Annotated in this window: 16 protein-coding genes; 14 read left to right on the top strand and 2 right to left on the bottom strand. The window is 70.0% G+C overall.

The annotated features are described in order from the left end of the window. Nucleotides 1–7 precede the first annotated feature (7 nt). Together hypB and ACFT9I_RS21625 are read right to left on the bottom strand one after the other, a co-directional pair. Nucleotides 8–829, bottom strand: a complete 822-nt coding sequence (gene hypB, locus ACFT9I_RS21630; protein WP_382566487.1) for a hydrogenase nickel incorporation protein HypB — start codon at nucleotides 827–829, stop codon at nucleotides 8–10. Nucleotides 830–832: 3 nt separating this feature from the next. Continuing rightward, nucleotides 833–1,162 (bottom strand): hydrogenase maturation nickel metallochaperone HypA, encoded by a 330-nt coding sequence (locus ACFT9I_RS21625; RefSeq protein WP_382566485.1) that lies wholly within the window; start codon nucleotides 1,160–1,162, stop codon nucleotides 833–835. 189 nt (nucleotides 1,163–1,351) lie between these two features. Here ACFT9I_RS21625 and ACFT9I_RS21620 point away from each other — a divergent pair, with 189 nt between their 5' ends. The 14 genes from ACFT9I_RS21620 to ACFT9I_RS21555 form a co-directional block, all read left to right on the top strand. Next, on the top strand, nucleotides 1,352–2,407 hold the full coding sequence (locus tag ACFT9I_RS21620; RefSeq protein ID WP_069626194.1) for a hydrogenase expression protein HypE: 1,056 nt from the start codon (nucleotides 1,352–1,354) through the stop codon (nucleotides 2,405–2,407). Between the two features lie 124 nt (nucleotides 2,408–2,531). Then, nucleotides 2,532–4,304: a nickel-dependent hydrogenase large subunit gene (locus ACFT9I_RS21615; protein WP_382566483.1), complete on the top strand. Its 1,773-nt coding sequence runs from the start codon at nucleotides 2,532–2,534 to the stop codon at nucleotides 4,302–4,304. A 1-nt stretch (nucleotide 4,305) separates the two neighbouring features. After that, entirely contained in the window at nucleotides 4,306–5,286 is a 981-nt protein-coding gene (locus ACFT9I_RS21610; protein ID WP_382566481.1) for a NifU family protein, read from the top strand. Then, complete coding sequence (locus ACFT9I_RS21605) at nucleotides 5,283–6,032, top strand: DUF5947 family protein (RefSeq protein ID WP_382566480.1); 750 nt, start codon at nucleotides 5,283–5,285, stop codon at nucleotides 6,030–6,032. Before ACFT9I_RS21610 ends, ACFT9I_RS21605 begins: the two co-directional genes overlap by 4 nt. Then, on the top strand, nucleotides 6,029–6,727 hold the full coding sequence (locus ACFT9I_RS21600; protein ID WP_382566478.1) for a DUF6084 family protein: 699 nt from the start codon (nucleotides 6,029–6,031) through the stop codon (nucleotides 6,725–6,727). The genes ACFT9I_RS21605 and ACFT9I_RS21600 overlap by 4 nt, the downstream gene beginning before the upstream one ends. Continuing rightward, nucleotides 6,724–8,277, top strand: coding sequence for a hypothetical protein (locus ACFT9I_RS21595; RefSeq protein ID WP_382566476.1), 1,554 nt, complete (start codon nucleotides 6,724–6,726; stop codon nucleotides 8,275–8,277). The genes ACFT9I_RS21600 and ACFT9I_RS21595 overlap by 4 nt, the downstream gene beginning before the upstream one ends. Continuing rightward, nucleotides 8,274–8,393 carry a DUF6893 family small protein gene (locus ACFT9I_RS21590; RefSeq protein WP_381963171.1) on the top strand — a complete coding sequence of 40 codons (120 nt, stop codon included), beginning with the start codon at nucleotides 8,274–8,276 and terminating at the stop codon, nucleotides 8,391–8,393. Before ACFT9I_RS21595 ends, ACFT9I_RS21590 begins: the two co-directional genes overlap by 4 nt. 29 nt (nucleotides 8,394–8,422) lie before the next feature. Next, the gene (locus tag ACFT9I_RS21585) at nucleotides 8,423–8,629 is read left to right on the top strand and encodes a hypothetical protein (RefSeq protein ID WP_382566474.1); all 207 of its coding nucleotides are present in this window, start codon (nucleotides 8,423–8,425) and stop codon (nucleotides 8,627–8,629) included. Between the two features lie 6 nt (nucleotides 8,630–8,635). After that, entirely contained in the window at nucleotides 8,636–9,172 is a 537-nt protein-coding gene (locus ACFT9I_RS21580) for a hydrogenase maturation protease (RefSeq protein ID WP_382566472.1), read from the top strand. Nucleotides 9,173–9,174: 2 nt separating this feature from the next. Then, a complete protein-coding gene (gene hypF, locus ACFT9I_RS21575) occupies nucleotides 9,175–11,826 on the top strand; it encodes a carbamoyltransferase HypF (protein ID WP_382566470.1) in 2,652 nt (883 codons plus the stop codon). 62 nt (nucleotides 11,827–11,888) lie between these two features. Next, complete coding sequence (locus ACFT9I_RS21570) at nucleotides 11,889–12,185, top strand: HypC/HybG/HupF family hydrogenase formation chaperone (protein WP_382566468.1); 297 nt, start codon at nucleotides 11,889–11,891, stop codon at nucleotides 12,183–12,185. Next, the gene (gene hypD / locus ACFT9I_RS21565) at nucleotides 12,182–13,285 is read left to right on the top strand and encodes a hydrogenase formation protein HypD (RefSeq protein ID WP_382566466.1); all 1,104 of its coding nucleotides are present in this window, start codon (nucleotides 12,182–12,184) and stop codon (nucleotides 13,283–13,285) included. Before ACFT9I_RS21570 ends, hypD begins: the two co-directional genes overlap by 4 nt. Nucleotides 13,286–13,437: 152 nt before the next feature. Continuing rightward, nucleotides 13,438–14,430, top strand: a complete 993-nt coding sequence (hypE, locus tag ACFT9I_RS21560) for a hydrogenase expression/formation protein HypE (RefSeq protein ID WP_382566595.1) — start codon at nucleotides 13,438–13,440, stop codon at nucleotides 14,428–14,430. Nucleotides 14,431–14,444: 14 nt separating this feature from the next. After that, nucleotides 14,445–14,654 (top strand): DUF6390 family protein (locus ACFT9I_RS21555; RefSeq protein WP_382566465.1); only part of this gene is annotated, 210 nt, incomplete at its 3' end.

Raw genomic sequence — 14,654 nt, 5'->3', positions numbered from 1 at the left:
GCGCGGCTCAGTACTGCTCGGCGATCCAGTCGTACCAGGCCCGCATCCCCGCACCGGTGGTCGCCGACACGGCGAGCAGCCGCAGGCCCGGGTTGACGGAGCGGGCGTACTCCTCGCAGCGGGCCATGTCGAAGTCGACGTACGGCAGGAGGTCGATCTTGTTGATGATCACCAGGTCCGCGGCGGCGAACATATAGGGGTACTTGAGCGGCTTGTCCGTGCCCTCGGTGACCGAGATGATCACGACCCGGCTGCGCTCGCCGAGGTCGAAGAGGGCGGGGCAGACCAGATTGCCGACGTTCTCGACCAGGACGAGTGATCCGGACTCCGGCGTCAGGGTCGTGAGCGCGTCCCGCATCATCTCCGCGTCGAGGTGACATCCCGCGCCGGTGTTGACCTGGACGACGGTGCTGCCGGCGCGCTTGATCCGCTCGGCGTCGAGCATCGTCTCCTGGTCGCCCTCGATGACCGCGACCGGGCGGTGGCCGACGAAGTCCCTGATGGTGCGTTCGAGGAGAGTGGTCTTGCCGGCGCCGGGCGAACTCATCAGGTTCACCGCCACGATGCCCTGTTCGGCGAGCCAGGCGCGGTTACGGGTGGCCAGGTCCTCGTTCTTGGCGAGGACCCGCTGTTCGAGGGTGATGGTCTCGCCGCCGTCCGCCGCCCCGCGGATCGCGGTCGGCCGGGCGTGACCGTGGTGTTCGTCGTGGCCGTGATCGTGGCCATGTCCATGGCCGTGATCGCCGTCGTGCGGGTGTGTGTGGGGTACGGCGACTCGCGTCCCGCCGCCCCCCTCGCTTCCGTCCGAGCAACCGCACGTACCGCACATAGGTCAGCCCACTCTCATGGAGATGATCTGTAGTTCCTGGCCCGACGTGATCTCCACATCGGCGCTCCCGCACGGACACAGCAATACAAGATCCGCCAGGGTGAAGTCCTCCGAACACGCCCGGCAGCGCGCGGTTCCCGGAGGTTGCTCGATTTCGAGCGTCGCGCCTGCCGCGACCGTGCCGGCGGTGGTCAGATCGAAGCAGAAGCGCATGGAGTCGGGCACCACCGCGGTCAGCATTCCCACCCGGACACTGACGGTATGTACCGGCCTTCCCGCGGCGCGCTCGCATACCGCGTCGACAATGCTCTGCGTGATCGACAATTCATGCATCGACTGGCCGGCCTTTCCCAAGTCACCCAATTGGCCCAGCCCCGGCCGGGCGAAACAGGTAGGGCCGCCCGGACGAAACTCGTGTTGACAGAACGCTCAGGCCGATCCTAGATGGTAGCAATGTGAGCGACGCCACACCCATGAGATTCGTGGGTATCGGGTGGACCAATCCCGGAAGGCAGCGGTGCTATGCCGACAGAAGCGGCCAAAAAAGCCGAGGACACGCTGATTCACGTGCTGTGGATCAATGCCGGACTGAGCTGTGACGGGGATTCGGTCGCACTGACCGCCGCGACCCAGCCCAGCATCGAGGAAATCGCGCTCGGCGCGCTGCCCGGCCTTCCGCAGATCGCCGTGCACTGGCCGCTGATCGATTTCGAGTGCGGCCCCAACGGCGGTGCCGACGACTTCCTGGAATGGTTCTTCAAGGCGGACCGCGGGGAACTGGAGCCTTTCGTCCTGGTCGTCGAAGGCTCGATTCCCAACGAGAAGCTGCACGACGAGGGTTACTGGTCGGGCTTCGGCAACGATCCGGCGACCGGCCAGCCCATGACCACCAGCGAGTGGCTCGACCGGCTGACGCCCAAGGCCACGGCGGTCGTCGCGGTCGGCACCTGCGCCACGTACGGCGGCATCCACGCCATGGCGGGCAACCCCACCGGCGCCATGGGTGTGCCGGACTACCTGGGCTGGGACTGGAAGTCCAAGGCCGGGATCCCCATCGTGTGCGTCCCCGGCTGCCCCATCCAGCCGGACAACCTCTCCGAGACGCTCACCTATCTGCTCTACATGGCCACCGATCAGGCCCCGATGATCCCCCTCGACGACGAACTGCGTCCGACCTGGCTGTTCGGCCAGACCGTGCACGAGGGCTGCGACCGGGCCGGCTACTACGAGCAGGGCGACTTCGCCACGGAGTACGGCTCGCCCAAGTGCATCGTGAAGCTGGGCTGCTGGGGTCCGACCGTGAAGTGCAACGTGCCCAAGCGCGGCTGGATGAACGGCATCGGCGGCTGCCCCAACGTCGGCGGTATCTGTATCGGCTGCACCATGCCCGGATTCCCCGACAAATTCATGCCGTTCATGGACGAGCCCCCGGGCGGGAAGCTCTCCACGAATGCCGTCGGCCTGTACGGGGCAACGATGCGGCGCCTGCGCCACATCACCACCCACACCCTCGACCGCGAGCCGAAGTGGCGTAAGCGCGGCAAGGAACTCACCACCGGCGCCACCCGAAACTGGTAATCCGGCGAATGCCCCATCGGCCACCGATCCGGCGGCCGATGGGGCTCTCGGCTGGCAACCACCCGGCAGCACCTGGAAATTCACCGCTCCACGACATCGCGAAACGGAAAGAAGAGGCGGACTCATGACGGCGACGAGCCAGGGTAAAGACGAACTGGTGGAGATGGCGTGGGATCCCATCACCCGAATCGTCGGGAGTCTGGGTATCTACACGAAGATCGACTTCAAGCAGAAGGTCGTCGCCGAGTGCCACAGCACCAGCTCGATCTTCCGCGGCTATTCGGTCTTCATGAAGGGCAAGGACCCACGCGACGCCCACTTCATCACCAGCCGGATCTGCGGCATCTGCGGTGACAACCACGCCACCTGTTCCTGTTACGCGCAGAACATGGCGTACGGAGTGAAGCCGCCGCATCTGGGTGAGTGGATCGTGAATCTCGGCGAGGCCGCCGAGTACATGTTCGACCACAATATCTTCCAGGAGAATCTGGTCGGGGTCGACTACTGCGAGAAAATGGTCGCCGAGACCAATCCCGGCGTACTCGAACAGGCCAACCGCACCGCGTCGCCCCACGCGGAGGACCACGGGTACAAGACCATCGGCGACATCATGCGGTCGCTGAACCCCTTCACGGGCGAGTTCTACCGCGAGGCGCTTCAGGTCAGCCGGATGACCCGCGAGATGTTCTGCCTCATGGAGGGCCGCCATGTGCACCCCTCCACGCTCTACCCCGGCGGGGTGGGCACGGTGGCGACCATCCAGCTCATGACGGACTACATCACCCGGCTCCAGCGCTACGTGGAGTTCATGAAGAAGGTCGTGCCCATGCACGACGACCTCTTCGACTTCTTCTACGAGGCGCTGCCCGGCTACGAGCAGGTCGGCAACCGCCGGATCCTGCTCGGCTGCTGGGGCTCCTTCCAGGACCCGGAGCACTGCAACTTCGAGTACAAGGACATGACCGACTGGGGTCGGAAGATGTACGTGACCCCCGGCGTCGTCGTGGACGGCAAGCTCGTCACCACCGACCTGGTGAAGATCAACCTCGGCATCCGCATCCTGCTCGGCTCGTCGTACTACAACGACTGGGACGAGCAGGAGATGTTCGTGACCCACGACCCGCTCGGCAACCCGGTCGACAAGCGGCACCCGTGGAACCAGCACACCAACCCGCAGCCGCAGAAGCGCGACCTCGGCGACAAGTACAGCTGGGTGATGTCGCCGCGCTGGTTCGACGGCAAGGACTACCTCGCGCTCGACACCGGCGGCGGCCCGCTCGCCCGGCTGTGGGTCACCGCGCTGGCCGGTCTCGTCGACATCGGCTACATCCAGGCCACCGGCAACAGCGTGAAGATCAACCTCCCCAAGACCGCGCTCAAGGGCCCGGTCGAGCTGGAGTGGCACGTCCCGCGCTGGAGCAACACCATCGAGCGCAACCGGGCGCGGACCTACTTCCAGGCGTACGCGGCGGCCTGCGCACTGCACTTCGCCGAGAAGGCGCTCGTGGAGATCCGGGCCGGCCGCACCAAGACGTGGGAGAAGTTCGAGGTCCCGGAGGAGGCCGTCGGCTGCGGCTTCACCGAGGCCGTACGCGGTGTGCTCTCGCACCACATGGTGATCAAGGACGGCAAGATCGCCAACTACCACCCGTACCCGCCGACCCCGTGGAACGCGAGCCCGCGTGACACCTACGGGACGCCGGGGCCCTACGAGGACGCGGTGCAGGGCCAGCCGATCTTCGAGGAGAACGACCGGGAGAACTTCAAGGGCATCGACATCATGCGTACGGTCCGCAGCTTCGACCCCTGTCTGCCCTGCGGCGTGCACATGTATCTCGGTGAGGGCAAGAAGCTGGAGCTGCTGCACTCGCCCACGCAGTCCGCGGGCAGTGAGTGACGTGACTGAAGTGACCGAGGCGTCGTCCCAGGCGCCCGAGTCGTCCGAGGCGTGGCGGGCGACCGGGGAGCGTATCGACACCCTGATCGCCGCCAGCGCGGCCGGCGGCGTCGTGGCACGCGAGCGCAGCGAGGAACTGGTGCGGCTCGTCACCGACTTCTACGGCGCCGGCCTGGAACGCCTCCTCGACCTCGTCCATGAGCACGGGCGGCTGGACGACGAGATCCTGGCGGCCCTCGCCGACGACGACCTGGTGGCCAGCGTGCTGCTGGTGCACGGACTGCACCCGTACAGCGTGGCGACGCGTGTCGAGAACGCGCTGGAGAGCGTACGGCCGTATCTCGGCTCGCACGGCGGTGACGTCGAGCTGCTGGGCATCACGGACGAAGGAGCCGTACGGCTGCGGCTGTTGGGCAGTTGTGACGGCTGCCCGTCCTCCTCCGCCACCCTCGAACTCGCCGTCCAGGGCGCGGTCGAGGCGGCGGCGCCGGAGATCACCACGATCGAGGTCGAAGCCGCGGAGGGTGCGGCGGCCGAGGCCGCTGGACCGCTGGTGCCCGTGGACGCCCTCTTCTCCCGGCTGCACGACGCGGAACCCGGCAACGGCGGCGGAGACGCGGGCGCGACGTGGGAGTTGGTCCCCGCCCTGCTCGCTCTGGAGTCCGGCGGCGTGGAGCGCTTCACCGCCGGAGGCCTGCCGGTGGTGGCTTGCCGGATCGGCACCGACCTGTTCGCCTTCCGCGACCGGTGTGCCCGGTGCGAGCGCCCGATGGAGGGCGCCACACTGGCCCGCCGGCTCGGCGGCGGTTCGGGCGACGGGGTGCTGCGCTGCTCCGCCTGCCGCGCGCACTACGACGTACGGCGGGCCGGTGCCTGTCTCGACGCGGAGGCCGACGGGGCGCATCTGGACCCGTTGCCGCTGCTCGCGGACGGGGCGTCGGTCTCGGTCGCCGTACCGGCCACGCCCGTGGCCGCGACATGAGCGCGCCCACGGGCCGCCGCACCGTGCCCCAGGGGCGTGTCGCGTCCCCCGTCGCCGCGCTGCTGCGGGTCAGCCGGAATCGGCCCGGGCCGGTCGTCGGTGAGCGCTGCGAGATGTGCGCCGCGCCGATCGGCGAGGAGCACCAGCATGTGGTGAATCTGGAGAGCCGCAGCCTGATGTGCGGCTGCCGGGCCTGCTATCTCCTGTTCACGGACGACGGCGCGCAACTGCGCTACCGCGCGGTCCCCGACCGGTATCTGCGCTTCGACGGGCTTCCGTTGGACGCGCGCACCTGGGACGAGCTGCAGATTCCGGTGGGTCTGGCGTTCCTGTTCCGCAACTCCCTGCAGGACCGCACCATCGCCTTCTACCCCGGCCCGGCCGGGGCCACCGAGTCCGAGCTGCCCCTCGACGCGTGGTCGACCATCGTCGAGGCCAACCCCGAACTGGCCGTGCTGCGGCCGGACGTCGAGGCACTGCTCGTACGCCGCACCGACGCGGGCGGAGGTGGCGGCGGGCGCGAGATCGCCGCGTCCTGCCATCTGGTCCCGATCGACGCGTGCTACGAACTGGTCGGGCGACTGCGCACACTGTGGCGTGGCTTCGACGGGGGCCGGGAAGCGCACGACGCGATGGACGCCTTCTTCTCGCACGTCCAGGCCCGTAGCAAGTCTGCGGCTCCCGTGCCCGCCAGGTCTGCTGACGGCGCGTCAGCGCAGTTCGGAGCCGGGGGCGATGGCTCATGAGCGGTCCCACAGCCCCCGGGCTGGAGTTCTCCGTACGGGACATCGTCGCCGAGCCGTACAGCGCCACGCCCCAACTCACCGCGCGGCTGCGGATCGAGGACGGCACGGACGAGCGGATCCACGCGATCGTGCTGCGCTGCCAGGTCCGTATCGAGCCGCAGCGCCGCCACTACGGACCGGCCGAACAGGAGTCCCTGCGGGGCCTGTTCGGGGAGCGCGAGCGGTGGTCGGACACACTGAGGCCGTTCCAGTGGATGCAGTGCCACACGACCGTGCAGGGCTTCACCGGCTCCACCGAGGTCGACCTCGCGCTGCCCTGCACCTACGACTTCGACGTCGTCGGCTCCCGCTATCTGCACGCGCTCGGCGACGGGACCGTGCCGATCAGCCTGCTCTTCTCGGGCACCGTCTTCACCAAGGGCGGTGGCAGCGGCGCCGGTTCGGGCTTCGGCGTACGACAGGTGCCCTGGGACTGCGAAGCGCGCTATCAGCTGCCGGTCGCCGTGTGGCGGCAGATGATCGCGGCGCACTACCCCAACTCCGGCTGGATCAGGCTGGATCACGACGTACTGGCCCGCTTCGCCGACTTCCGGGAGCGGCGCGGACTGATCAGCTGGGACGAGACGGTGACCACGGTGCTGGCGGACGCGCGGGCGCGCGCCGCCGCCGACGAGATCGGTGAGGTGGTCACATGAGCCCCGCGACGCCCGTCAGTCCGGTCGTTCCCCCGGTGGGGCTCGACCACGTCCGTACGATCGCCGACGCGGTCCTGTACGAGGGCTACTTGCTGTACCCGTACCGAGCCAGCTCCCACAAGAACCGTTCGCGCTGGCAGTTCGGCGTCCTCGGCCCGCCCGACGCGTCACCCGGGAGCTTCGCCGAGGCCCCGGGCATGGCGATGCAATGCCTGCTGACCCCGCCCGGGGAGACACCTGAGGGCACGAGAGCGCAGGTCACCGTGGTTCTGCGCTTCCTCCAGCTCCAAGTGCGCGAAGTGCAGCGGCTGGAGGAGGACGGCAGCCACACCCCCGTCGGCGAACTGATCGTGGACGGTGTGTCGGTGCTCAGCTGGGACGAGGCGGTGGAGCGGGAAATCGCTCTCGGCGGCGTCCCGTTGATCCGGCCGACGGACCGGCCGCTCACCGTTGCGGGCGGCGAGGACATCGAGCCGGTCACCGACGCACAGGGCGTCACCGTGGGCCGTATCGTCCGCCGTCGTGCGGAACTGACCGCCCGGGTCCGTACGGAGACCGCCCTCGACGAGGGGTTCGTCCGGCTGACGGTCTCGGTCGACAACGAGCACGCGGCGACGGCCGCCGACAAGGACGCGGCGATCCGCGCCTCACTGATCGGCTCGCACCTGCTGCTGCAGGCGGAGGGCGTGCGGTTCGTCTCCCTGCTGGAGCCGCCCGCCGAGGCGGCGGCCGCCGCCGGCCGCTGCCGGCAGCGCCGTTGCTGGCCCGTGCTGGCAGGCGCGAAGGGCAGCACGGACACCGTGCTCGGCGCGCCGATCATCCTGTACGACCACCCGGAGGTGGCCGAGCAGAGTGCCGGGGCCCTCTTCGACTCCACCGAGATCGACGAGATCCTGACGCTCCGGGTGATGACCATGACGGACGAGGAGAAGGCGGAGGCGCGGGCGACCGATCCGCGCGCCCGCGAGATCATCGACCGCTGCGACGCCATGTCACCGGCCGACCTCCAACAGCTCCACGGACTGCTGAGCGACCCGTACGCCGATGCGTACGGCGATACGCCCGTCGATCCGAACGCCGCCCCGAATGCCGCCCCGCCCGTCGATCCGTACGCCGACCCGCGCGACACACATGTGGATTCGCGCGACTCGCGTCGTACCGATCTGCGGGACGCCGAGCCGGCCGCCTTCGACACCGGCGGCGCGCCCTGGTGGGACCCGGCGGCCGACGCCGCCGTGTCGCCCGGCTCCGACGCCGTCATGATCAACGGGGTCGCCGTCGCCAAGGGCAGCCTCGTCCGCGTACACCCGTCCCGCCGTGCCGACGCGCAGGACCTCTTCTTCGCGGGCCAGGTGGCACGGGTGACCGCCGTGCTCTCGGACGTCGACGGCGGCGTACACGTCGCCCTCGTCCTGGTCGACGACCCGGCGGCCGACATGCACGACTGGTACGGCCGCTACTTCTACTTCGCCCCCGACGAGCTGGAACCCCTGCCTGACATCCCCGGCACCCCCGATTCACCGGAACACCGGAAGGAGAACCCCTCGTGAGAATCCTCGGAATGGTCACCGCGGGTGCGGCCGCCGCCATGGCGGTCGTCGCCGTCGCCGTCGGCGTCCGCTCGATCCCCGACATCCGCAGATACGTCCGCATGCGCGCGATGTGAGCGCGTGGCACGAGTGAGAAGGGCATCCGATGACTGACACCGCACCTGGACACCACGACGAAGAACCGCAGGAGGAGCGCGGCCCGAAGGGGTCGCGCGACACCGGGTCGGACCAGCCCTCCGGCGGTCCCGCCGACCGGCCCGCCGGCCGTTCCGACAAGAAGTCGGACACCTCCGTGAAACCGCAGAAGCCCACCGACCCGGACGCGCCGAACCTCCAGTCCGGCGGAAACTGACGCGACGTGATCAGAGGCGTGCTCGTTGCCGGCATCGGCAATCTCTTCCTCGGCGACGACGGTTTCGGCCCGGAGGTCGTACGCCGGCTCGCCGCCGACCCCGGGGCGCCGCTCCCCAGCGGCGTCCGGGTGGTCGACTACGGCATCCGGGGCATGCACCTCGCGTACGACCTGCTCGACGGGTACGACGCACTGGTGCTGGTCGACGCGTACCCGGGTGGCGGCGCACCCGGCGAGCTGACCGTTCTGGAGGTCGGCCCGGACGACCTCGGAGCGGGTGAATTCGACGCACACGGCATGAATCCGGTATCTGTCCTGGCAAATCTGGGCCAACTGGGCGGTACGCTTCCGCTCACCCACGTTGTGGGGTGCACCCCCGCCGACGTCGAGGAGGGCATCGGCCTCAGTGAGGCCGTCGCCGCCGCCGTACCCGAAGCGGTGGCGGAGGTGCGCGCGTTGGTCCGGCGGCTGTCTGCGGCCGGACCCGCGTCCACGCCCGAACCCGCGCCCGCATCCGCATCCGCCCGGACCCGGAGGTCCTGATCATGTGTCTCGGTATCCCTGGGCGAGTGGTGGAGATCGTCGAGGGGTACGCGGACCAGCTCGCCCTCGTGGATGTGGAGGGCGCCCGGCGCCGTATCAACGTCGGCATGCTCGACGCGCCCCCGGCCGCCGGCGACTGGGTTCTGCTGCACATGGGCTTCGCGATGGAGATCATCGACGCGGAGAAGGCGGCGGAAGCGCTGTCGGGCCTGGAGATGATGGGCAGCGGCGCCCGCGAGCCGGGCGTCCGTGAGCCGGATGCTCGTGAGCCGGACGTCCATGCGACGGACGCCCATCAGCCGGATGCCGGCGAGCCCCGAGCCGTAGAGGACCGACAGCCGCGTGTACGGCGCCGGTTCGAGGTGCGCGGGGTCGTCCAGGGTGTGGGCTTCCGCCCGTTCGTCTACGTCACCGCCGCCGAACTCGCGCTCACCGGCTCGGTGGCCAACACCGGCTCCGGCGTCGTGGCCGAGGTGGAGGGCGACGCCGACGCGGTCGCGGAATTCGGCCGCCGGCTGCAGGCCGACCCGCCCCCGCTGGCGGTCGTCGAGTCCGTGACCGTCACCGACCAACCACCCACCGGGGGAGCGGAGTTCGTCATCGCGGACTCCAGCACGGCCGACCGGGTACGCACCCTGGTCTCGCCCGACACCGCGACCTGCCGGGACTGCCTGGCCGAACTCGGCGATCCGGCCGACCGGCGCTACCGCCACCCCTTCATCACCTGCACCCACTGCGGCCCACGCTTCACGATCGTCACCGGCATGCCCTACGACCGCGCGGCGACGACCATGGCGGCGTTCGAGATGTGCGCCGAGTGCCGTACGGAGTACGGCGACCCGCGCGACCGCCGCTTCCACGCCCAGCCGATCGCCTGCCACGCCTGCGGCCCACGTCTCGAACTCATCGGCGAGAACGGCGAGGTGATCGGTGACGGCGACCAAGCACTGCGCGCCGCACGGCGGTTGCTCGCCGAGGGCAAGATCGTCGCGGTCAAGGGACTGGGCGGTTACCACCTCGCCTGCGACGCGCGCGACGAAGCGGCCGTCACCGAACTGCGGCGCCGTAAGCAGCGCGGCGGCAAGCCCTTCGCCGTCATGGTCGCGGACCTCGGCGTCGCCGAGGAACTGGTGACGACGGCGGAGGACGAGCGGGCGCTCCTCAGCGGCGGCAGAAAGCCGATCGTCCTGCTGCCGCGCCGTACCCCGACGGCGGGCGCCGGCGTCGCCGCCGCCGTGGCGCCCGGTAACCCGGACCTCGGCGTGCTGCTCCCTTACACCCCGCTGCACGTCCTTCTCCTCGGCATCGGCGACGACACCCCCGGCCCCGACGCGCTGGTCATGACCTCCGGCAACCGGTCCGGCGAGCCCATCGTCACCGACGACGCGAAGGCGCTGACCGAACTCGCCCCGCTGGCCGACGCCTGGCTCCGGCACGACCGCCCCATCCAGGTGCCGTGCGACGACTCGGTCAGCCGGTTCGTCGCGGGCGCCGAACTGCCCGTACGCAGGTCGCGCGGTTACGCGCCGCTGCCCCTCGCGCTGCCCTTCGACATCCCGCCGCTGCTCGCCGCCGGCGCCGACCTGAAGAACACATGCGCGCTCGGCGAGGGCGGCTACGCCTGGGTCAGCCAGCACATCGGCGACATGGACGACCTCTCCACGGTCGACGCGCTGACCCGCACGGCGGCCCATCTCGGGCTGCTGACCGGCGTCGAACCCGAACAACTCGTGGCCGACGCCCACCCCGGCTACCGCTCCGGCGACTGGGCCCGCGCGCACGCCAAGGGCCGGGCCGTACGTACCGTGCAGCACCACCACGCGCACATCGCGTCCGTGATGGGCGAGCACGGTCTCGGACCCGGTGAGAGCGTCATCGGCTTCGCGTACGACGGCACCGGCCACGGCCCCGACGGCGCGGTGTGGGGCGGCGAGACGCTGATCGCCGACTACAAGTCGTACCGCAGGGCGGCCCACTTGGCGTACGTGCCGCTCGCGGGCGGTGACGCGAGCGTGCTGCGGCCTTACCGGATGGCGCTCGCGCATCTGCGCGCCGCCGGGATCCCCTGGGACGAGAAGCTGCCCGCCGTGGCCGCCTGCCCCGCCGATGAACGGGACGTGCTGGCACACCAGTTGGCGACGGACTTCGGCTGTGTGCCGACATCGAGCATGGGCCGGCTGTTCGACGCGGTGGCCTCACTGGCGGGCGTACGGCACGAGGTGGCGTACGAGGCGGAGGCGGCGATCGCGCTGGAGGGGCTTGCCAGATCGGCATCTGAGGAGCCTGCCGGGAGCGCCTACGCCTTCGGGCTGCCGACGGGGCCCGAAGCCGGCGAGCCGGTCGTCGCCGACCCCGGCCCGGTGATCCGGGCGGTGGTCTCCGACGTACGTACGGGCGTTCCGCCGGAGCTGATCGCCGCGCGCTTCCACGCGGCCGTCGCGGCCCTCACCGTCGACCTCGCGGAGCTGTGCCGGCACCGGACCGGGCTCGGCGTGGTGGCTCTCGGCGGTGGGGTGTTCCAGAACGCCGTCCTGCTCGAATCGACCCAACGGGCCCTGAGAGCAAAGGATTTCACCGTCCTACGCCCCCGTCTGCTGCCGCCCAACGACGGCGGCATCGCCTTCGGCCAACTGCTGGTCGCGGCGTCCGGCTGACTTGAGCGGACCCGGTCGACACCACGTCAGGTCACACCATCCAGAGAGAAGGAAGAGGCACCATGTGTCTGGCAGTCCCCGGGCGGGTGCTCAGTACGGCCGAGGTCGACGGCACCGTGATGGCCCAGGTCGACTTCGGCGGCGTACGTAAGGAGGTCTGCCTCCAGTACATCCCCGACGCGGAGATCGGCGAATACGTCGTCGTCCACGTCGGCTTCGCCATCCAGCGGCTCGACGAGGCGTCGGCCCTGCGCACGTTGGCGAATTTCGAGCAACTCGGGCTCCTGGAAGAGGAGTTCGGTGACGGCTTCGAACTCGCTTCCAGGCAGCGGGAATCAGTGGAAGGCACCGGACAGTGAAGTACCTCGACGAGTTCAGCGACCCCGATCTCGCCAAGCGGCTGGTCGACCAGATCCACGCGGTCACCACCCGCCCCTGGGCGATGATGGAGGTCTGCGGCGGCCAGACCCACTCGATCATCCGGCACGGCATCGACCAACTGCTGCCCGACGGGGTGGAGATGATCCACGGGCCGGGCTGCCCGGTCTGCGTGACTCCGCTGGAGATCATCGACCGGGCGCTGGCGATCGCCGCCCGCCCCGGCGTCATCTTCTGCTCCTTCGGCGACATGCTGCGGGTGCCCGGCAGCAGCCAGGACCTGTTCTCGGTGAAGAGCGCGGGCGGCGACGTACGTGTCGTGTACTCCCCGCTCGACGCGCTGAAGATCGCCCGTGACAACCCCGACAAGGAAGTCGTCTTCTTCGGCATCGGCTTCGAGACGACGGCCCCCGCCAACGCCATGACGGTCCATCAGGCCCGGCGGCTCGGTGTACGGAACTTCTCCCTGCTCGTCTCGCACGTGCTCGTACCGCCCGCGATCGCCGCCATCATGGAGTCCCCCACCTGCCGGGTGCAGGCGTTCCTCGCCGCCGGACACGTGTGCAGCGTCATGGGGACCTCCGAGTACCCGCCGCTGGCGGAGAAGTACCAAGTCCCCATCGTCGTCACGGGATTCGAACCGCTCGACATCCTCGAAGGCGTGCGCCGCACGGTCCTCCAGCTCGAACAGGGGCGCCACGAGATGGAGAACGCCTACCCCCGCGCCGTACGCGACGAGGGCAACCTCCCCGCCATGGAGATGCTGCGCGACGTCTTCGAGGTCACCGACCGGACATGGCGCGGCATCGGCATGATCCCGAACAGCGGCTGGCGACTGTCCGAGAAATACGCGGAGTTCGACGCCGAGCGCAGATTCGACGTGACCGACATCCGCACCGCCGAGTCGGCGCTGTGCCGCTCCGGCGACGTACTCCAAGGGCTGATCAAGCCGCACGAGTGCGCCGCCTTCGGCAAGGAGTGCACCCCGAGGAATCCGCTGGGCGCCACGATGGTGTCCTCCGAAGGCGCGTGCGCCGCGTACTTCACCTACCGCCGACTGGAACTGGTCGATGCGAAGTGACTGAGACCGAGACCCAGACCGAGACCCGGGCCCAGAGCGGGACCGGGACGACCGACCACGTACCCGCCCCGGCGCCCGTCCCCGTCGGCAACGACCTCGACTTCGAGGGCTGGACCTGTCCCGTTCCCCTCCGCGCGACCCCGACGATCGTCATGGGCCACGGCGGCGGCGGGGCGATGTCGGCCGAGCTGGTCGAGCACCTGTTCCTCCCCGCGTACGGCTCCGCCGCCGCGCCCGAGCTGGGCGACTCCGCCGTGCTCGCCGTCGGCGACGGCATCCGACTGGCCTTCTCCACCGACTCGTTCGTCGTCAGGCCGATGTTCTTCCCCGGCGGCTCCATCGGAGACCTCGCCGTCAACGGCACGGTCAACGACCTGGCGATGTCCGGCGCGACGCCGCTGTTCATGTCGTCCGCGTTCATCCTCCAGGAGGGCACCGCGCTCAGCGACCTCGGCCGGATCGCCCAGGACATGGGCGCGGCGGCGCGGGCGGCCGGGGTCCGGCTGGTCACCGGCGACACCAAGGTTGTCGACAGCGGCAGCGGCGACGGTGTCTACGTCAACACCTCGGGGATCGGGGTGATCCCCGAAGGCGTCGACATCGGCCCGCGCCGCGCCGCGCCCGGCGACGCCGTGCTGATCAGCGGCGACATCGGGGTGCACGGCGTGGCCGTGATGAGCTGCCGGGACGGCCTGGACTTCGGTACGACGGTCGAGAGCGACACCGCGCCCCTGCACGGACTGGTCGGCGCGATGCTCGTCACCGGCGCCGACATCCACGTACTGCGCGACCCCACACGCGGCGGCGTCGCCGCCTCGCTGAACGAGATCGCCACTGCCTCGGGGGTCGGCGTCGAACTGATCGAGCGGGACCTGCCCGTACCGCACACCGTGCGCGACGCGTGCAGCCTGCTCGGCCTCGATCCGCTCCAGGTGGCGAACGAGGGCAAGCTGATCGCGATCGTTCCCGCGGACCGCTCCGACGAGGTCCTCGCGGCCCTCCAGGCGCATCCGCTGGGACGCGGGGCCCGCCGGATCGGCACCTGCGTACCCGACCACCCCGGCATGGTGGTGGCCAGAACCGGGCTCGGCGGCTCGCGGGTGGTCGCTCTCCCCGTCGGCGAACAACTCCCGAGGATCTGCTGAATGAACGAGGCCGAATGAGCGAGCGCGGCGCGGTCCTCTTCGCGCGGTACGCCTTCCCGCCCAACGAACTCGGCTACTGCGGCCCGGCGGACTCCGCGGCGCTGCTGCGCCCCGCCGACACCGAGGGCATCGAGCGGGGCGCCCGCCAGTTCGAGGGCGCCTGGTGCTACCTCGAATTCCTCGCCGAGACGGCCGGCCTCGACGACCCGCTCGACGAGCGGGTC

Origin of the sequence: Streptomyces sp. NPDC057137 (assembly GCF_042670825.1) — a bacterium.
Lineage (GTDB): Bacteria > Actinomycetota > Actinomycetes > Streptomycetales > Streptomycetaceae > Streptomyces.
This window is presented reverse-complemented; position numbering and strand designations above follow the sequence as displayed.